This is a genomic window from Pedobacter frigoris, from assembly GCF_032678645.1.
Classification (GTDB): Bacteria; Bacteroidota; Bacteroidia; order Sphingobacteriales; family Sphingobacteriaceae; genus Pedobacter; species Pedobacter frigoris_A.
This window is the reverse complement of sequence record NZ_JAVTSP010000007.1, coordinates 32,483-53,513: the sequence shown is the minus strand read 5'-3', so window position 1 is coordinate 53,513 and position 21,031 is coordinate 32,483. Positions and strand designations below refer to the sequence as shown.

Here is a 21,031-nt window from a genome sequence, read left to right as displayed (position 1 = left end):
TGATAAAAAATAGCATTGGGGAAGGGTTGATCAATAATTTAACGCACGCTAAGGTTATATTCCTCCCCCAATCTCTATTTCTAAATCTTCAGTATGCCATCTCCTCTAATAATTATTGAGGTAAACAGAATTTACAGGTGAGATATAAATCACATCTCCTACCGAACCTTAATCTGCCGCTATTGAAGCTGACCGGAGATTTCTTTGACAAACTGGACAATCACCGGCGCAGGGATGGCTAAACTGCTGGTACGACTCAGCCTCGCGGTGTTAATCCCATAAAAATTACCTTTTACGTCGAATAGCGGTCCGCCGCATTCTGATGGTTTCAATTTGCCGTCATGGATCAGTACTTCTTTAAAGTCATCCCTTCGCAGACTTTTACCATCCAGAAACAGATCTTTACTGGTATTAGGTTCAACATAACGGGGCTTAAGCACGATACTTCTGCTAAAAACTCCGCCTCCCGGTTTGGCATACGCCAGTGTCACCGTTTGGCCGGTCTCATACTTCGACAATTCTTCAGGCAAATCACCTACATTCAGAATCAAACGGTCGTTGATTTTCGTCAACTGGTCTTTTACTGCAATGTCATCTGCTTTTGCATTTTCCTTTTCCGCCGGCAAAGGGTGTAATCCTGTTACAACAATCTTATGGTCTGCCTGGTTAAAGCTCGTTTCTATTCCTAAATACCTGGCCGGAGATTTCGGTATGCGCACCTGGATATTTCCCAGCACACTCAGCTCAGCCTCAGCTTTTGGCTTCGGGGAGATTAAAAAATTGCCCAGCTGATCAGCTGTATAGCTCGCCAGTGCACGACTGAGGTCTATCCCACCACCGATTTCCTGTGAAACTTGGAGGAGTACCAAATCACTGGCTTCATCGCGGCTGATGATTTTAGCAGCTACCATACGGCCGTCGGCCATTTCAACCTTTGGATTGGCTCCTGTCATGCTGCTTTTGCTGATCAAAAAGCTTTTACCCTTTAAATTTGATTCAGGAACCAGCCCCGTAAGATTTATCAGGGTACTTAGCATTCCAGTATTCAGAGAGTCCCTAAGGGTAAATACATTTTTTTTCAAGGCTAAATCCTGTGCCTCAAAACTGGAAATCAGCGCTGGCATTTGCGGCACAGGTTTCAGCGGTTCGGCCTTTTTATCAACCTTAAATTCATCTTCCGGAATAAATGCGGTATGGACTGCAGGTGTTTTTAAGGCAGTCCAGTATTTCCTGAAATTATCTACCGGAACCTCCAGGTTTTCGTCTAAACGGACACTTACCCTGCTATGAATCCCGATTACCCTGCCCTTCAGATCAAATACAGGACCTCCTGAATCTCCCGGTTCCATCAAACAGGTGGTACGCATAAACCCAGTTTTATGTTTCAGTTCGGCCACATAACCAAATCTAATGGTCGGCTTTTTTGAAACAAAACTCCCGGGATAGGAAATGCTAAGACAAGGCACGTTGGGTTCGAGCAAAGAAGTCCAGCCCATTTTCGCAAAAGGCCATTTCCCCTTTTCAGTAATCACCATCATGGCGGCGTCAATGGAATGAATATTTCCCAAACCCTTAGCCTTATACTGACGCCCATCGGGAAATTCGACAAGGTATAACTTGTTCGGATCAACAGCATGGGCCGCAGTGAGAATATGTCCCTCGGCATCTACCACCACTCCGCTGAAGTATCCTCCCACGGCTTGCTGACTGGCATCCAGGTTAGCGATTCTAACAGATGCTGCATATGCCTTTTCTATATTTAGTTTGACTTCACCTTCCAGTTGCCCTGCGTTAAAAACGTCATTTTGGGCAAAGACCGGGCTGATCATCTGCATGCAGACTAGTAGTACAATTAACTTTTTCATTTATCCGTCCGTGTTATTTTTCCAGTTCGGCTAAAAGCAGTTTCTTTAATGCCGGATTATTAGGAAGCGGTGCCTCTGTAGTCACAACATTACCATTACGGTCAAAAACCAGGTAACGGGGCATTACCTTAATTTTATAATCGTTGGTCAGTACGTTATTAGCTCCTCCGGCAAACAACTGGATTCCGCCCATTTGTTTGTCTTTGATGATTTTCAGCCAGTTATTTTTGGCTTTGGGTCCATCCTGTGCTACACCAATAAAAATCAGGTCTTTCCGATCGTGCAACTCTGCCTCTAATTTATTCAAAGCGGGGATCAGCTCCTTACATGGGCCACAAAAGGTTGCCCAAACGTCAACCAACACGACCTTACCTTTAAAATCACTCAGTGAAACCAGTTTGCCATCTTTATCAAGAAAGCTAAAATTGGCTCCTTTACGACCGGGCGTTGTATTGTATAATTTTGCACCCAATGCATCAACTTTAGCTTTCAGGCTTGGGCGTTGAAAGTATTTACCGTATTTGTTTATGAATTGCTCATAAGCTTCATAAGACTTCAGATTGGGTGCTTCTTTCCCAAACATATAAACTCCTTTTTGGTAGTCCGTAGTCAAAAAATCAATCCCACTTCTGGATTTATCAACAGATGCAGCATAATCCGCATATAATGTAATCAAGTCCTTTCCTCGCGGATGGGATAAAACCGCATCGTCCTTAAATTTATCCTCTACAGTAAAATCTTTATATAGACTGGATGATGCTTCATTTGCTACATTCGGATTTTTTTTCAAATAAAGGATTCTGTTATAATCAAATTCAAATGACATAAACTCCTTCATCAACGGTTTAATACTGTTGTACTTTACAGGCTCATCTTTTAAGAAAAAATCAAAGCTTGTAGCTGTTGCCGGATCGAGCGAAGATGAAAGCAGCTTATATCTTTCCCAACCACCTAACAACCTGTTCTCCGCATTGATCTCACCTGAAAAATCCAGTGATCTATTTTCAATTTTCAACGTTACAAGCTCAGCCTTCTTGATGTATACTGGAAATTGTCCTGCCAAAGCCGTAAACCCGCCTATCATATAAAAGCCTTGATAAGGAGGCTCAAAAGAAAAAACAAAAGACCCGTCGCTTGCAGCTGTGGCACCTTTAATTAGTTTGGTTTCTCCATCCTCCACCTGAAATAAATACACCGCTTTATTGATCGCCGGTTTCAGCACTCCCCGGATTTCAGTGTTCTGTGCAAAAGCACCGATGTTCAATAACATCAATGCCGCAATGGTTAATAGCTTTTTCATCAATTTTATTTTTTTAATGCTTTTGCTTTTTCAAGCAACTTGTCAATCAACACCTGATCTTGACCATCCTTAGAAAGCTTAGACAGTTTATCAGCATAGCTTGTACACCACCGGGAAGCACTGACTGAATCGACAGAAAGTATCGGCAAAGCTGCATTTTTATCCAGGATGATTGCTTCCTTACCTATGGTAGATGTTTTGTCAGCAGGCAATAAAAATTTTGTGCTATACACCCGGCAGGCATCTAACAATTGAGTGTGATCAGCATTTATGGTGTAAAGCCGTATTTTATACTCAAGGACTTTTTTATCCTTTCTTTCAGGTATTTCTATAGTATTGAGATCAGCAAAAAGCGGATTAATTTCTGTGTCAGCAATTGGCCCCTTATGTTTTAAAACTTCCTCAATCTTACCTTTCACTTCATCACGTAACTTGTTGTATAAATTCGCAGCTGAAACACCATCATTTTTGCACAGCACTGCATCAATCTTTTTATAATTTTTAATTAAGTAGTCATAGAGTTTTGGGTCTGCTACTTTTGTAAAATTTAAGCCGATAAAGTAAAGCTGATCTGAAGTTGGAGAATTGGTCACAAACTTGGTGATGTACTCCTGAAGTATGACATTAGTTGACTTCCCTTCAGCTTTAAGACGCTTTATATAAGCTCTGGAAAAAGCTTCATCATAACTGCCAGACTTGTATTTGGCCTCCAGATCAGCCAGACTGATTTCTTTTTTACGTGAATATTTAATCAGCATTTTGTCCCCGACATCATTAAAATCTGCCGCTGCTATTGAACTCTTAGCTCTGTCTACCAGCGATTCGTCAAAAGGATTGATGAACAGATAAGTAGGATAGGATTTTACTTCGTATTTCTTTGCAAGAGCGATGCCCTCTCCCTTTTCTGCATCTATTTTTACATTGACAAAGCCCTGATTGTACTTAGCACCCACTTCTGGCCTGGTAAATACCTGTGTGGCCATTACTTTGCAAGGACCACACCAACTGGTATATACATCTACAAAAATGGGTTTGTTGAGCGCCTTCGCTTTTTTTACTGCCTCAGCCCATGAGGTATGTTCAAATTCAATGCCCTGAGCAAAAACGCTCAGGCAGCTGAACAACAGAAATATGCTGATTAAATTCTTCTTCATCTCTTTAATTAACTTTTGACAATTCTTTTTGAACCATATCTTTCAACTTCGGATCGGACGGACGTGGAGCATCAGTTGAAACTACATTTCCCGCTTTATCAAACACCATAAACCGAGGAATGACTGTAATGGCATAATCCCTGGTTATTTTAGTCCAGCCACCAGCAAACAATTGTATGCCATGCAAGTCCATATCCTTCAGCATATCCAGCCATTTTTGTTTGTCTTTTTCATAGTCCACGGTCACAGATATAAAAGCCACATCCTTACCTTTCAACTCCTCTTCCATCTTCTTCAGATAAGGGATTTGTTGTTTACACGGCGCACACCAGGTAGCCCATACGTCTACCACAACTACTTTCCCTTTAAAATCATTCAGTGAAACAATTTTACCTTTCTGATCAGGATAACTGAAATTGATTGCAGGCTTAGGCCCTGCAACACTGTTGTACAGCTTTGTACCTAATTCTTCCATAACCAGTTGATGATACGGAGATTCTAAATATTTTCCATAGCGCTTTATAAAATCCAGATAGGATGCATAATTGACAGGCATTTTGACTTCATTTAGAACAACGGCGCCTTTGACATCATCGTTGTTGAATGCCATGATTTTCTGATCAATTGATCCTCGGTTCAGTATAGCTGAGTTGGCATAAATTTCCTTGTCATACGACATTGCAAAGTTTCCATACATGCCCAAAAAACGCTTTCCATGGAGCATTCCCAGTACTGCATCCGTATTGAACTTTTTTGGATCTGCTATGGTACTGTAATAGGGGGCCAACTGTTCTTTTTTAAGAAATACGCTCCCTCTGGGAATGGCAAGGAAATTCAAAGCATATAAATCCAGATCATAGCCAACAACCTGCTTCATAGTCGTGTTGAATACTCTATTCTTAGTAAGGATAGATTTTTTAAATTGCTCTGCCTGGGTGGAAATTTTTGTCAATATTGGAAAAAACTCATGATATGGTTGCATCGAATAAAAGGAATTATACCTGATCGATTCAGTCATTTGAGTCCATTTATATAAAACGACATTTTCTGGTGTCTGCTGTCCAATAAAGTCAATTGTTCTATTATTGATAGCAACTTGCGCTTTATCGCCTCTTTTTAAATAAATTGGAAACTGCCCCCTAATAAATTCTCCCCAACCAATGGCATAGAAGCCTTCCTTAGCTGGATTGAACATGAAACCAAATGAACCGTCTTTGGCCAGTTTGGTTTTTGTAATTTCCCTGGTTTCTCCGTCCTGGATTTCATAAAGGGTAATATCCTTATCGTCAAATCCTTCTGATTTTACTGTACCCCAGATCTGGGTCATCTGTGCCGAAGCACAAAGACTGAATAGCAACCCGGTTAAAACAACTATTAGTTTTTTCATATTATGGCCCATTTATTTAGCTTTTGCCAGTTCTTTTTCAAGCAATGCTTTTAACTTCGGATCAGACGGACGCGGAGAATTCGGGTTTATTAATTTCCCTTCACGGTCAATCACAATAAAACGGGGAATGGTCGCAATTTTATAGAAATCAGTTACCTTATTCGCGAATCCACCTGCGTACAGCTGTACGCCTGTGAGGTTCATGTCCTTTACCATTTTCAACCATTTATCTTTGTCTTTTTGCTCATCCGTTGAAATACTTACAAAAACCACGTCTTTGCCATGTAGTTCTTGCTCTAACTTTTTCAGGTGAGGTATTTCCGCCTTACAAGGGGCACACCAGGTTGCCCAGATGTCCATCACGACTACTTTACCCTTAAAATCACTTAAAGAAACTACTTTACCATTCTGGTCAGGAAAACTAAAATCAACTGCATTGCCCCCGGCTGTAGTGATGTATAACCTGGCACCCAGATCATCTACCCGTTGCTTCAGGCTTGGAGATGTAAAGTATTGGCCAAAATTTTTAATGAGATTTTCATATTGAGGATAAGATTGGACAAAAGGTGTCTGCCTGAATAATATATATACACCTTTTTGCCTGTCGGTGGAGAAGAGTTTCAATTTATCAACAATATTCGTATTCCTTGTATCTCCTACATAACCTGCATACAGATGTAGCAATTTCTCACCAAATAAGTAGGATAACACATCATCGTTTTTTAATTTATTTTCGACAGTAATGTTGTTATAATAAGGTACATATTCCTCTTTCTTTGCAAAAGCCTTTCTTGGTGTCCTTATGTGGTTCATCGCATATAGATCCAGATCGAAATAGGTTATCGCAGTCATCAAACGGTTAAAATTCTCATTCTTAGTTTTAATCGTTTTTCTGAAATCATCGGTCAGGGCCGCTACTCTCGTCAACTCTGGAAAAAAATCTTCATAAGTACTTAAAGGTGGCTCCATAAAGTATATAGATTTAATCTTCAGTTCCTGGGTCAGATTGGTCCATGCCGAAAGAACGGTATTTTCAGGAGTTTGTTTTCCAACAAACATCATCCTTCTTTTATCGATTGCGATTTCGGCTTTATCGCCTTTTTTCATGTAAACCGGAAAAAGAGAACCTTTTTCTATTTTTTCATAGCCTACTGTAAAAAAGCCTTCATCAATAGGGGTAAATAAAAAGCCGAATGAACCATCTTCACCCAGTTTGGTGCCGGCTAATAATTCGGGCTTCCCATCTACAATACTATAAAGATAGATATCCTTTTGGGTGCCATTTTTTATCACCCCACGGATCTCACTCATCTGGGCAAAAGAAACTTTTGTCAGCAGCAGGGCCGCGAGTATTAGTAGTTTTTTCATTTGTGTAATTTTTGCGTTTAGTTATTTGCTTAGTAGTTCGTCCAGGTAAACTTTTAATACAGGATTTGAAGGGCGCAGACAGCATTTGGCATTCAGCATTTTACCTTCTTTATCGATGACAAGAAAACGGGGAATTCCGGTTTTACCAATCTGGTTAAAGAATGGATTTGCCGATAAGCCTCCCGTCATCCAGAGCTGTTCTCCCGTCAGGTTTCTTTTGTTCATAAAGTTTTTCCAGTCGGCCGCTTTAATATCTCCATTCAGAGACAGGAAAACAACGTCTTTCCCTTCCATCTGATGTTCAAGTTCCTTTAGAAAAGGCATCTCTGCAACGCAGGGATGACACCAGGTACTCCATATGTCTATGAAAATATATTTGCCCTTATAATCTCCTATTTTTACTGTAGAACCATCTGGTTTCTGAAAAGTATAGGCACTGAAATCGCTTCCCGGCAAAGCACCATTAAACTGAGTGTGTTTATCAACCCTGGTTAGGATTGCATTTACTTTTTCAATATTAGCAGGATCCTTCAACAATGGCAGGGCTTCCTTAACCAGGCCCTTTAGTTTAAATACATCTCCTTCCAGAAATGAATGATCTAATAACCTGACGATATAATCCTCTTTTAATTTTTGATTTTCCACGGTCTTTGCAAAATCGGCTATCCAGGTATTTGAATTGCGCACCTTAAGTTTGCCGGCTTCCATTTTAGCATACTTGATCTCATTTATAGTTTTGAACCAATTGTAATACTGCGTAATTTCCGCAAACAGCTGAATGTTCAGATTGTCAAACTTGGCTTTATTGATCGCATCTGTTGTCCCGGATACCTTCAACTCCATGTAAGGCCCGAATACAACATCCAAATACTCTCCTTGTGTATACCCCAATAAAGTAGCTTTTGCACTTTTTACTTCCTCGATTACAGAGGCACTAATAGCCTTTACCCTGTTTTCATAGACCTCTCTGGTGGTGTATTGATTATTTTTATAGTCATATTTTCTTGAAAGGTCCAGGTAAAACTGGTTCAGTTTACTACCTTTCCCACTCAACACTACTTCCTTATTTTTTACGGTGACCAATATGTCGTCACCTGGCTTGAGGTATAAGTTAAATCCCTTTACTTCCGGATCACTTGTCGTCAAAATGCAAAATGAAGGCTTTTCCAGAGTAGTTTCCATACTAAAACTTCCTTTTACAAAACTAGTCCTCCCTTTCTGGATCATCGCAAAATCCTGGATAAAAAGGGAAGCATTTCCCTGTTGCACCGTCATCTCTCCACTTACTGTTGTTTTATTACCTTCTTTGGCTAAAACAGGCAATGAGCTGCCCAGTCCGCAAATTAATGCGGCATATAAAATCAATTTTTTCATAAAATTCTAAATTCTATTTTCTTTCTCTATAGGTGAAGCTCTGTACCTTACCAAAACCTGAAAATGTATAGTTAGCCACCTTAGTCAGTCCTGCTCCGGCAATTTGGATATCAAATTTCTCCAGCATTCCATTCTTGCCTTCCGGAAGTGCCGGATCATAGCTACAAATCAATAACCTATCTGTTTCTGACTCAGGGTATTTTTGGAAATTCGAGTAATAAATCTGGAATTTCATTGCACTGACTTTAGAAGCACCATAATCGAATACCTCTCTGCTTGAAGCTGTAGCTAAAGATGCAGCTGGATTATATAAATAAACTTTACCACCCACATTATAAAAAAGATACTTCGAAAAATTACTCACGGTAAGGTTTTCTGCCTTATCGAAATCCGTCGATACAATTTCCTGATAAGCCAGCTGTTTTTCGGTGCCGGTTTCCCAACGGGCCCAATAACACTTAAGCGATACCGGGTCTCTCAATACGGCAACCACTTCCCTTTTGTTTACCCCGTTCATGTACAACAGGTCCATACCCGTATTCACAAAAGGAAACAAGAAAGGTTTAGCCGCATTCCCGACAGGTGGGTTGGGAACTGCTACGATTGGCACACTGGGGCCAGTTTGTTTTAAGAACCGCTTATTGGTAATGTCATAAAACCAGCTGGTTGATGTTGCATTCGGTGCCGGAACTGAATTTTCGTAGGCTCCGATGAACGGGGCTACTTTGTATTTTCCAGTCGCATCTACGTTAAGTTCCAGACCGTACTTAGTAGCGGGGTTAGTAGCGGTCATGTATAAATCTCCGGTTGACGATATCATATAGCAGGTACTACCAGGTAGCGTACTGCCATATACGCGTTTGATCAGATCAACATGGAAATCTTCAGGAAGAGATGATCCGCTTAACATTTCCTTTTTTACGTTATACTCAGGTTTCCATATATAATTATCATGATGCACTCTATCGGTACTTTGGTCTGTCCCTAAATAAATTGCCCAGGGTAAATTAATTCCAAATCCTCTAAGAGGACCGCATTCATAACTGTAAACCACTTTCGGCTTCCCTTTTAATGGCATACCAGGGTTTGAATTTCCATACAAATCTGTTACAGCCACCATACTACCATCAGCTTGTTTAGAGAGCATATCCAGTCTGGCACTACCATTAACCTCTGTCATTAGCAACCAGCCCTCCATATTTGCCACTCTAACCGAAATTTGAAACCGCTTTATAAATTCCACTCCTGTTTCTTTATCGGTAATTTTATAAGTGGTAGCATAATTACCCGGACCAAGGGTTACAAAATAATCCAGGTCTTTTGTGATGGCCAGTATAGTTTTTTTAGGAGAAGGGTCATTGGTCAGATAAGACCATTCGTATTTATAACGGTCCGGGTTTTTTACGTCAGGATCCAGCGTAAAATCAACTTTAGGTGTGATTTTTAACTGGCTGAGCATATCCGCAGAAATAGTTCCGTTCAAATCTGGAAAATTAACCTTATTGATTTCGTGGTAATCATAATTCCCCAAATCCTTTTTGCTACACGAAGTGGTGAATAAGGTGGCAGCCGCTAGTAAGCAGGCATAAATATATCTTTTTAGCATAACATTCATCATTGATTAGAAAATTAACAATTACTGTGCATTAGGTCCCATTACCATACGGGTAGTCCCATTTTTCTCGTAAACCGGAGTACCTGCTGCCGCCAATTCATTTAAACGACGCTGAGCAAACTTACCATAGCCATTTATCTCTCCTATGTCCTGAGCTGTTTCAAAATACCTTGGCGAAATACCAAACAAATCACAGATGAAAAACAGCTTTTCACGGGAATATGTACTAAACGCGGCATCTAACCAGTATTTAGGCTTTGAGTCTTTGTCATCAAATAAAATTTTAGCCCTGACCGTACTAATGGGTTTACCGCCTACAATACGGGATTTAAGACCATTGCCAAAATTCTGATTGGCCTGCAATTCAAGGGCTAAAGCAAGACGATTGGTGATGATATCAGGGGAACGGAACAGCTTTACTTTAATGGTATCCCTGTAAACCCCTTTTTTGATCACAAATTTTTCAGGCAGTTTTTCAAAATGCTTACCCTCAATAGCTTCTAACATCGGAATAGCCGGTGTAGTTGCGTTACCATCGTGATCATACAACAACTCTTCCTGAGATAAATGCCCTAACACCAGTTTATATTCTCTGTCATGATCCACAGCAAGCCCGGATGTTGCTACAATGATATTTACCGTAGTGTCGGGCTTGTTAACATACTGAAATGAGACATAAGATTCATCAAAATTTGGGAGGGTTGATTTCCCTGCGTCAAAAAAATAAACATCAGAGTTTTTATTGTCATAAGTCATCAGTCCCTTTTCACAGGATAGGAGTGAAACTGTCGCAAATAATAAAGTGATTTTAAATATGAATTTTTTCATGTTTTTCTTGCTTAACGATTTTCAATTTCAACATTTGGAATCGGGATAACATATTGCGCAGGCCCCATTGTAATTGGCGCATCTGTATCAGATACTTTACTGCCATTTGGTATGACCGCTGTGTTGGTTCGCTTATAATAATAGAATAACTGACCTTCTCCCAGAAATTCCTTTTTGTACTCTTTCCGTATTTCAGCTTCCGTAGCAGGTACAGAATTAGTAGTGATATCTATACCTCTTTGATTCCTAACCTTATTCAAATAACCGCTGGCTATATTCGGATCACTCTCACATTCCGCAGCGATATAATACATTTCGCTAAGTTTTAACAACGGAATTGTATTTCTGAAAGGCTTGGTCCTGTCCTCCACATCAGCGTACTTTAAAAATGTTCTATAGATTTTACTTCCGGGTACATCCCAAAACTGCGATGAATATCTCCAGTCGGCACTTGCATCTGCATACAAGGCAGTCAGGCGTTCATCCTTTGGGGCCAGGATAGCGTTATCGGCCAGGCCACCACTGAAAAGCTTCAGGTAACCATTAGACGTACTGGACAGGTTATCATTATAAATCCCCAGGATCATTTCTGTTGAGAAAATCCTATCCGGATTTCCCTTTTCGTTCAGGAAAAACTTATCTACCCATGGAAACAGAGCAGAATTGTCAATAAGAACTTTTGCGCAGGCTAAGGCCGCTTCTTTATTGCCTCTGTACAAATTCACCCTTGCTTGCAGCGCCTTTACCGTATAATAATTAAATTTATATTTTTTGCCAAAAGTCATTGTTTTATCATTTGAAAGCAGACTTTCAGCCTTACTTAAATCAGACATGATAAGACTCATCACTTCATTTGCCGGCAAGAAAGGATTTACCGTAATTTCAGCAGAAGTATTATAAGGGATGCTTTTCAGAACAGAATCAGGCGAATTATACATAGGACCGAATAAGCGCAGCAGATCAAAGTGCAACATTGCACGCATAGCAATAGCTTCGCCCCGAAAGGTAGTGCTCGTCTGAGAAGTCAGCACGCCCGGATTCTTATCCATTCCTGAAATCAACCTATTGGCATTAAATATCGCATTGTAAGCATTTGTCCAAATTTCTGCAGTTTTATTGGCTACCTGGCCGGAAGTATACTGATATTGCGAATAGGTATAATACGAACTTAGTGTCGCACCATAGGTCATGTTATATTGTTGGGCCAGAATGTCGGGAATGGTCAATGTAAGGTTTTCACCATATAATTGTGCGGTACCCAATTTTACGTAAATACCATTTAAATACGCAGCAGTATTAGCTGCCGAACTAAAAACCTGTTCTTCCAGCAGCCTGTCTTCCGGCTTCAAATCCAAAAATTTTGTACATGACGAAAGCGAAGTTGCAGCGAAGGTAGCAGCGATTAAATATTTGTATATTTTTCTCATTGTCTTTGTATTTTAGAATGAAGTTCTTAAACTAAATGAAATTGAACGTGCAAACGGATAGTCTGTTCCGCGCTCGCGTTTAACCGTCGAAAAACGTGCAATATCGTTGGCATAAGCTGAAAGATTTAAATTCTGCAAACCAACAGCCTTCATCCATTTAGAATTTTGGAATACATAATTCAGATTAATTGACTCAATAGAAAGTGTGTTTTCTTCCTGAAGAAAACGGGATGACATTGGCGTTTCCGCGGTCAATGAAATACTTCTGAATTGAGAAATGTCTCCTGGCTTTTTCCAACGATCATATAAAGCCCTTTTATCCTGGTTATTAACAATATCATTGTAATCAATATTTTCTACTTTATTCAACAGCGCAGCATTGAAAACATCTGATTTAGCCCTATAACGCATCATAAATGACAACGATACGTTTTTATAGTTGATATTATTTGAAATCACACCTTCCAAAAACGGCTTGGCACTGCCAACTTTAGGCTGATAGGCTTCTGTATAATCAAGTGTATGTTCCCCGTTTTCTTTTAAGTATACTTCACGGCCGGTAGCCGGGTCAATACCTAAAGATACCGCGGTGAACATATCATTAGGACTAGAACCATTTCTGAAGCGCGTTAAGGCTTTTGCGCTGATCTGTTGTTTATCAAGCTTCTCCAAAGCATCTCCGAACCCGCCGTATTTACTGTCCGTTCTGGCGCCCATAATTCCAACTCTCCAAACAAAACGATTACTACGGTTATTAATTACCGCATAAGTCAGGTTAAACTCTCCGCCTTTAGTATATAAATGACCCACATTGAAATTATAACTTGAAATACCGGTAGAAGTTGGATAATCAAAAGCGACAATCTGATTATCCGTATTTTTGGTATAATAAGTAACAGAAGCGGTTAAACGGCTATCAAATAAAGCTAAAGCAATACCGCTACTAATCTGAGTTGTTCTCGATGGCAGCAAATCAGGATTACCAAGAGATTGAAGTGATATACCCAAACCGGCCTGGTTATAGTTTTTTAGATATTGATAAATACTTGTCGACACCGGGGCACCCATTACCTGATTTCCCGTTACACCAATGTTTGAAAAAAGTTTCAAACGGTTGATGAATTTCAGGTTATTTTTCATAAAACCTTCGTTCTGAACGTTCCAGCCAATGCCTGTTGACCAATACGGAGACCATGGATTATTCCTTCCAAAACTTGTTGATCCGTCTATGCGGTAAGAAGCATCAAACAAATAACGTGAAGCATAGGCATAGTTAACTGATCCTGTACCATTTACATTACGGTGCGCGGAAGTATTAGCGGTAGGTAAACCATTGAGTTCATAACCATAGGCAAATCTTAAAGCAGGCTCAACATTGGTAGGAAATCCCTGAGCTATAAAAGATTCTGATCTGGAATAATTATGGCTCAACTGGCCTCTGATATTGGCGGTAACGGAATGATTCTTTGCAAATACATTTCCATAAGAAATTAAAGCATTGGTACTGTATGAAAAGCTATTGGATTTTGAATTGGAGTACTTACCCCTCAGCATCGGTACCAACGAAGAAAAAGAGGTATGATCAGGCGATGTGAATACATCCGTTTCGCCTACGCCTTTAGCTATAGAAAATCCACCGTTTAATCTGAGTTTTGAAGAAATATCATAACGTACACTCAAATTATTATTGATTCTCATCCCTTCATTTTCATTTTTAAATGGCAATGAAGCATTGTAGAGTGGATTTGCAATTGAGATACCTGTGGTTATGTAAGGATTACCAATTACAAAAGTCCTCGAACGGTCCAGATCAGGTTGTGTACTTTGTTTCTCGTAATAAGGATTCGCATTTACATAAGACTGAAAGCCTCCGTAAGGTGATTCATTACTTTTATTACCGTCTACAGAAAATGAGTTGTTAATATTAACCTTGCCTTTTCTATAAATAAGGTTAACATTACTGCCCCATGAATTACGGGCTGATCCTTTCATTACTCCTGGGTTCGTTTTGTAATTAAAACTCACACTGTATTGAAAAGCCTCATCACCCCCGCTTGCATTCACAGAATGGTTTACAGATACGATATTACGAACGGGTTCTGACAACCAATAGGTATCTACACCGCGGGCTACATCTATCAAATGCACATTGTATATAGAGTCTAAGGGGATTTGTCCTACAGCATCCAATGCCGTATATCTTCCTGAAAGTCTTTCAAACTCCAGTTTTTCCGCAGCATTCATCATGTTATAAACAGACAAATCCGGGCCTTCAAACCTCATATCGTTGTTATACGTAAAACGCAGTTTTCCAGGTATAGGTTTAACAGTTTCTATAACAATTACACCATTTGCCGCTTTTGATCCGTATAGGGCTGTTGAGGCCGCATCTTTAAGAATCACTACAGATGCGACGCGGTTCATATCCAGGTCAATAATAGTTTGCAAGTTGGTTTCAAAACCATCTAAGACAAACAAAGGCTGGTTAGGATCTGTTCCAAATTGATCTTTTAAAGAAAGCTCAGAAGTTGTTGTTTTACCACGAAGCTCCAGTGTAGGCAATACATTGGGGTTAGATCCTTTTAATTCATTATCGAGAACTAAAAACGCCGGATCTAATGATTTTAAGCTGGCGATAATGTTATTGTTACCTACCTGTTTCAGTTCGGCACCTGAGAAAGTAGCCGTGGCCCCTGTAAAACTTTCTTTGCTCCGATTTATACCTGTACCGGTAATTACCACGTCATCAAGTTTACTAACAGCAGGTTTAAGTACAACATTTAAGACAGTTTTATCCCCAACAGGCAATGTTTTTGATTCAAATCCGATATAAGAAAAGATAAGCTCATCTGCATTGTCATTCAGGATAATGGAATACTTTCCCTTCAAATCCGTTCTTACTACCAGATTTAGTTTCTTGCTTCTGATCGCCACACCAATTAATGGTTCGCCATTTTCATCAGTTACAATACCGGTAACTACACGTTGCTGGGTTGCTGATGCGTAATTGGTCTCAAAAGGTTTTGCCCTTACAACGATAGTTTTCATTTCTATCTCGTATACAAAAGGCTGATTTTCAAAAGCTTTATTCAATGCCTCTTTTATAGAAACATTTTCAAGATTTAGATTGACCAGCCCGGCATCCTCCAAAATAACGTCGCGATAAATAAAGTCATAACCCGTTTGTTTACGGATTTCTTTAAATATGTTCGCCAATTTCGCATTCTTCTGCTTCAACGTCACGACCTGTCCATAGGTCGTTGCACTGACCTGCAAAACTGCAACTGTTAATAACACAATAATTAGCTTCATTACCAGCAAAATTTTAGCTGTACAGGCCCGAAGCTTATACAGTCTTTTAAAGTAAAAATTCATACATTTGGTTTAGTTTAAGACGTGATTGCCAGGTATTTTAGTCGATAGTTTGGCATTCCCGTGATTTGAATTAATAATTGGCCGGGAGTGTTCCACCACTCCTGGCTTATTTTTTTTAAGCTATACTCGCAAAAAAATTCAGGTTCTTTCTCTCATTAGTTGGTTCTTGGTTAGTTTCTATGGTTAATTTTGGTTTAGTCCTTATTCATTACTCTTATTCTAGATCCCTTCACTTCAAATTTGATATCTCCTGTTGATGCTAAACTTTTGAGAATTTCAGAGATATCTTTGGATCTCGACATCTGACCGCTAAAAGTCAATGTCTTATTTACACCCTGATCATAAACTACTTCGGCGTCATACCATCTGGCTATTCTGCTCATGAGTTGCTTCAGGCTCTCCCGTTGAAATATAAAGTCACCGTTCTTCCAGTCGATCACCTGTTCTACGTCTTTTTCAACAACAGCGATACCTTTTTCTGTCTGCACGGCCTGCTCTCCCGGACTGATCGTCACTTCTGCATTCTTTCCGTTCTTTTCATAATCGGACGTCACTTTAACGCTTCCTTCCAGCAAGGTTGTTCTTACCGCAGCTTCATCTGCATAAGCATTTATATTGAAATGTGTACCCAATACTTCTACCTGCTGGCCCCTGCTTTCTACGATAAATGGTCGCTTTTTGTCTTTCGTTACTTCAAAGTAGGCTTCGCCGCTCAGTTTAACCGTTCTGGTGTTCGATCCAGAAAATTTGGGGGAAATCTGCAGTCTACTGGCGGCGTTTAGCCATACCCTGGTACCATCTGGCAAAGTGAAGATATAAGTCTGTCCTTTGGTAGTTTCTGCTGTAAGCTCCACTCCACTCTCCTCTCCTTTGTCATCTTCTTTTGTGTCATTCAGAGCAGAGCGAAGAATCTCTCCGTCATTATAAGCAAGCTGCTCATGCCCTATCACTACCCCACTCTTCGCACCACTCAACTGAATTACTTTACCATTCGCCAATGTGATCGTCGCTCCGTTCTTACCTGGCGCAATATCATTCATCACCATGCTTTTGTCATCCAGAGTATCGCGAAGGATCTTATCGCTATTAAAAAACCAAACACCTGTTACCACAAGCACCGCTGCCGCAACCGCAGCCGCTATGCGTGGCCATAATACAATGCGCTTAACCTTATGTTCTCTGATTCCGGAAATCAACTGTGACCAGCTTTCTTTTCCAATTCGGTTCATCTCTTCACCATCAGTCTCAGAAAAAACAGGCTGTTCTTTTTTTTCTACCGCTTTTATATATAGCATCTCGACTTCGTTACTTTCTTCAGGAGTAGCTTCCCCTGATAAATAACGATCTACTAGACGTTCCGACCTTGTTTTAGAATTTTCCATAATTATCCTCTAAATACAAGACACTTGTCAGTATAGCAAGGGGACATACGAAATGATTTTTTTTATTTTTTTTGTTCCAGTATCGAAATCAGCAATACGGAAAGACCCGCATAATCGCTGAGCTTAAGTTTAAGCAGCTTTACAGAGCGCTGGATTTGTTTCTTTACCGCTTCCTCTGTCATACCTAGTCTTTCAGCAATTTCTTTATTGTTCAGAAACTCCTTACGGCTCATTTCAAAAATTTCCCTGGATTTAGGAGACAATTGCGCTACTTCTGCATCAATCAATGCCATGAGCTGGCGCTCATCAATCGTTTCAATGGTTTTATTGTCCAATTCATCCATTTCGGCAGCAATCAGGTCCATGAAATTACTATTGGTCTTATTTCTGCGCACAGCATTCAGCACCCTGTTTCTCATTCCCCGATATAAATAACCCTTTAGATTGGTCTTTACATCCAGTTCCGCTGATTTCTCCCAGAAGGCAAAAAAGAGGTCCTGCACCATATCTTTGGCCTCATCCTGCTCAGCAAGAATCTTAAAAGCATGGAGATAAAGCATGTGCCAATACCGTCGGTAAATTTCCGTAAATGCCAGTTCGTCTTTCTTTTTAAGAAGAAAGATCAATTCCTGCTCAGAATATACGCTGTAAGCGACCATGATTAATTTTTGCAGTAGTGTCTGTTTTTTTTCTTGTCTTTAAGAACACTATCATTATTCCCCCTTAGCTTAAAGTTACAAATATTCAGCAAGATTATATAAGTTATTCCAGAAAATCCAACTACAACGAAAATAAATATTAGTTTTTATTGCTAAAAGGGATTAGAACATACTTTCGGTTATCTCCTTACAAAAACTTTATGACCTGTTTTTTTTCAGGTAAGCAGAGATAATAAAACACAACGATTATAAGCCCGCTGCATTTGGAATCTTTGACTTATAACTGTATCTTCAGTTATGCGTATCTCACTCAAAACCTCCGGCCTATTATTGTTATGGTCGTCAATAATCGGCTTTTGCTTCTGGCAATGGACTCCAAAGTTTAACAGGTACAAAGCTCCAGTAAAAATTGTTGGTATACAATGGAATGATTCATTGTTCAAGCATCTTCCCAAAGGAATGGACACCAGTATTATCGTAAAAGACAGCAAAGGAAATCCCCTGACCTTTCGTCAATACATCGTTCCTGTTTTTAATCATGAAGCAATGATTTTCCAGGACCGTGGTACCTGGCGATTACACCGGCTGACCAAAGAAGCCAATGATTCTATGGCAAACAACGATGATGTGGCTGCCAGAAGGGACAGAGCCGCGGCATACAGAACTCCTGACACAGAACAAGAATGGATAGTCAAACTGGACAACATCGCTCACACGCTTTCAATGGCAGATCATATCCTGGTACTTAAGTCGAAGCGTAAAATGATCATAAGCAGAAAAAACCAGCCTGTTGTATCATTTGACATTGATCTCGGTTTTAATCCGGTGGGCAATAAAGAAACTGATGGAGACGGAAGAACCCCGGAAGGCATCTATGACGTTGAAGAAAAACGCGTTAGAAGAGATAAATTTCACAAGAGTTTCTGGATTTCATATCCTAATGAAACAGACAAAGCAATAGCGAAAAAGAAAGGACTAAAACCGGGTTATAGCATTCTGATTCATGGTACCACAAATGCGAGAGTCAACTCAAAAGACTGGACTGCTGGCTGCATCGCCCTGCAAAACGATGACATTGACCGCCTTTTCGAGATTGTAAATTCTGGAACAGTTATCGAAATACAAAAGTAATTTCTCAAAGCTCAGCTTAATTCTAACCACTTCTATCATGTGGTCGATATCAAATGTTTTTTCAATATAGTCATCAGCTTTACATGCTTTGGCCTTTTCAGACAAGTCGGGAGATGTAGAGGTCAGCACGGTCAATACATGATCAAAATAGGTAAACAGCTGTCTCTTGGCTGGTTAAAGAAACCGTGTAAAAGTAAAACAAGTCTCTGTTGCATCAGATTTTACTGTCAAAGTCCCATTATGAGCCTTGGCGATCTCTGAAGCTATATACAACCCAAGTCCCAATCCGTTTTGGCTGGCCTGGGAATCTTCTCTGTGAAAAGGGTGAAAAAGATAAGGCATTGCTTCTTTAGGAATAGGCTTACCCTGATTGGACACGGCTATCTCCCAGAAATCTTTATTTACGGTAGCTTTCAGCAGCACAGGTGCATCGGATGAGCCATGGGTAATTGCGTTTGCAAGCAGATTTGAGACCAGCTGAGAAAAGCGTGCAGGGTCACATTCTACCATCTGGCTGATGTTGAAATCGGATTCGATCCTTACTTCAGGGTATACGATGATCAGTTCATCGCTGATCTGGTTTAGCAGTTTTTCCATATCCACAACCACAGGACTGATCGGTATTCCTCCTCCTAAACGCCCGCGTGCCAAATCCATGATGTTATTGATCATCTCATGCATCCGCTTAGAGCCAGACTGCACTATATTGACCAGCCGCTCCTCTTTTGCGCCAAGTTCGGTCCTTGCCAGCATTTGTGCAGCACTCATAATACCGCCAAGCGGGTTGCGCAGGTCATGTCCCAACACTGCCATGAACTGCTCCCTGATGATTGCATTTTGTTGCTCAGCATCTAATCTCGTCTCTGCAAGTTGTCTGGCCATTTGAAGGTTCTCTTCATAAAGCCTTCTATCGGAAGCCCTGAATAAGGTAAAACGCATGAAAACAGGCTGATCATTATCAGCCTTTCTTTCATAGCCGTTGAGATAAATGGGCATTTTTCCATTACCTCTATCAGCAAGTTCAGCAGCTACTTCATCAAAATATCCCTGCATACGCAGCAATGGCCAAAGATGCGTTTCAAAATATATCCTTCCGCCGACTGCCAGAAGATCTGAGAAGCGTTTGCCTGAAAAATCGTCTGGCGAACTGTTCAGCCATTCTGCTGCACGCTGGTTTATTCTTGTTATCCTCCCTTCTCCATCGGTAATTACAAAGCCGCATAGTGAGGTTTCAAAAAAATCTTCGAAGTCCTGGGCAAGTAAGGCCAATTGTGGATTTGCCTGATCAGCCATGTAAATATGCTTTGATGGCCGCCACGGTTTCTTCCGGAGCACTCAGGTTAGGGCAATGCCCTGTAGCATCCAGGATCACCAGTTTACTGTTTGGCATGTGTTCATGCATATAATGACCTACCTCTACCGGTGCGATCACATCGCTGCTGCACTGCAGTATTAGGGCTGGCACCTTTGTATCCGGCAAAATATGGCGTTTATCGGTCAGAAAGGTGGTACTTGCAAAATGTCTGGCGATCTCGGGATCTGTTTTGCAAAAGCTGTTTGCCAGCTCAGTTCCGAGTTCTTTCCTCTCAGGGTTACCCATAATGACCGGAGCCATTGTCGTAGACCAGCCAAGGTGATTATTATTCATCGCTTCAAGCAACTCATCAATTTCGGATCTGCTGAAGCCTCCGACATAGCCATCCTGATTAATATAAGATGGTGAAGGACTTACCAGCACCATGGATTTGAAAAGTCCGGGAGCAATTCCCGCGGCTATAAGCCCCATAACAGCGCTAACAGAATGCCCCACGAAAATCATATCACTGATGTTCAGTTCTTCCGAAATCTCTATGATATCCTGAGCGTAGCCATCCAGCGTATCGTATTTCTTATAAGAATAAGCTGAAAGACTAGAGTTTCCGGCACCTACATGATCGAAAAGCACGATCTTATAGTCATCTTTAAAAGCAGGCCAAACGTAACGCCACATATTCTGATCACAGCCGAAACCATGGGCAAACATCATCACACTTTCGCCCGTTCCCGTGACTACTACATTATTTCTTTTAAGGGCATTCATAACAGGCATATCTGTAAAGATAACGTTTATTTGCATAAGCTAACGGCCACAAACAAAACCCGGATTATGAATACCAGGTTTCCAGG

The 21,031-nt window shown here is 40.5% G+C and carries 15 protein-coding genes; 1 reads left to right on the top strand and 14 read right to left on the bottom strand.

The annotated features are described in order from the left end of the window. Positions 1–179: 179 nt before the first annotated feature. The 12 genes from R2Q78_RS18940 to R2Q78_RS18885 all read right to left on the bottom strand — a co-directional run bounded on the left by R2Q78_RS18940 (position 180) and on the right by R2Q78_RS18885 (position 17,734). Positions 180–1,865 (bottom strand): serine protease, encoded by a 1,686-nt coding sequence (locus R2Q78_RS18940; RefSeq protein WP_316794122.1) that lies wholly within the window; start codon positions 1,863–1,865, stop codon positions 180–182. Between the two features lie 13 nt (positions 1,866–1,878). Beyond that, positions 1,879–3,165, bottom strand: a complete 1,287-nt coding sequence (locus R2Q78_RS18935) for a TlpA disulfide reductase family protein (RefSeq protein WP_316794121.1) — start codon at positions 3,163–3,165, stop codon at positions 1,879–1,881. Positions 3,166–3,170: 5 nt separating this feature from the next. Beyond that, entirely contained in the window at positions 3,171–4,319 is a 1,149-nt protein-coding gene (locus R2Q78_RS18930) for a thioredoxin family protein (RefSeq protein ID WP_316794120.1), read from the bottom strand. Positions 4,320–4,323: 4 nt separating this feature from the next. Further along, a complete protein-coding gene (locus tag R2Q78_RS18925) occupies positions 4,324–5,706 on the bottom strand; it encodes a TlpA disulfide reductase family protein (protein ID WP_316794119.1) in 1,383 nt (460 codons plus the stop codon). A 12-nt stretch (positions 5,707–5,718) separates the two neighbouring features. Beyond that, positions 5,719–7,074, bottom strand: a complete 1,356-nt coding sequence (locus R2Q78_RS18920) for a TlpA disulfide reductase family protein (protein WP_316794118.1) — start codon at positions 7,072–7,074, stop codon at positions 5,719–5,721. Positions 7,075–7,095: 21 nt separating this feature from the next. Beyond that, positions 7,096–8,448: a TlpA disulfide reductase family protein gene (locus tag R2Q78_RS18915; protein WP_316794117.1), complete on the bottom strand. Its 1,353-nt coding sequence runs from the start codon at positions 8,446–8,448 to the stop codon at positions 7,096–7,098. A gap of 13 nt (positions 8,449–8,461) precedes the next feature. Then, a complete protein-coding gene (locus R2Q78_RS18910; RefSeq protein WP_316794116.1) occupies positions 8,462–10,054 on the bottom strand; it encodes a PKD-like family lipoprotein in 1,593 nt (530 codons plus the stop codon). Positions 10,055–10,084: 30 nt separating this feature from the next. After that, positions 10,085–10,891, bottom strand: a complete 807-nt coding sequence (locus tag R2Q78_RS18905; protein WP_316794115.1) for a DUF4843 domain-containing protein — start codon at positions 10,889–10,891, stop codon at positions 10,085–10,087. An 11-nt stretch (positions 10,892–10,902) separates the two neighbouring features. Beyond that, positions 10,903–12,318 carry a RagB/SusD family nutrient uptake outer membrane protein gene (locus tag R2Q78_RS18900; RefSeq protein ID WP_316794114.1) on the bottom strand — a complete coding sequence of 472 codons (1,416 nt, stop codon included), beginning with the start codon at positions 12,316–12,318 and terminating at the stop codon, positions 10,903–10,905. Between the two features lie 12 nt (positions 12,319–12,330). Continuing rightward, positions 12,331–15,630: a SusC/RagA family TonB-linked outer membrane protein gene (locus tag R2Q78_RS18895; RefSeq protein WP_316794113.1), complete on the bottom strand. Its 3,300-nt coding sequence runs from the start codon at positions 15,628–15,630 to the stop codon at positions 12,331–12,333. A gap of 257 nt (positions 15,631–15,887) precedes the next feature. Beyond that, positions 15,888–17,075, bottom strand: a complete 1,188-nt coding sequence (locus tag R2Q78_RS18890; RefSeq protein ID WP_316794112.1) for a FecR family protein — start codon at positions 17,073–17,075, stop codon at positions 15,888–15,890. Positions 17,076–17,137: 62 nt separating this feature from the next. Beyond that, a complete protein-coding gene (locus tag R2Q78_RS18885) occupies positions 17,138–17,734 on the bottom strand; it encodes an RNA polymerase sigma factor (protein ID WP_316794111.1) in 597 nt (198 codons plus the stop codon). A gap of 297 nt (positions 17,735–18,031) precedes the next feature. On the opposite strand from R2Q78_RS18885, the gene R2Q78_RS18880 reads away from it, so the two are divergent. After that, positions 18,032–18,865 carry a murein L,D-transpeptidase family protein gene (locus tag R2Q78_RS18880; RefSeq protein ID WP_316794110.1) on the top strand — a complete coding sequence of 278 codons (834 nt, stop codon included), beginning with the start codon at positions 18,032–18,034 and terminating at the stop codon, positions 18,863–18,865. Between the two features lie 174 nt (positions 18,866–19,039). Here the strand turns inward: R2Q78_RS18880 and R2Q78_RS18875 are convergent, their stop codons facing one another. Beyond that, positions 19,040–20,158, bottom strand: coding sequence for a PAS domain-containing sensor histidine kinase (locus R2Q78_RS18875; protein WP_316794109.1), 1,119 nt, complete (start codon positions 20,156–20,158; stop codon positions 19,040–19,042). Further along, positions 20,151–20,981 carry an alpha/beta hydrolase gene (locus R2Q78_RS18870; protein WP_316794108.1) on the bottom strand — a complete coding sequence of 277 codons (831 nt, stop codon included), beginning with the start codon at positions 20,979–20,981 and terminating at the stop codon, positions 20,151–20,153. The genes R2Q78_RS18875 and R2Q78_RS18870 overlap by 8 nt, the downstream gene beginning before the upstream one ends. Between the last annotated feature and the right edge of the window lie 50 nt (positions 20,982–21,031).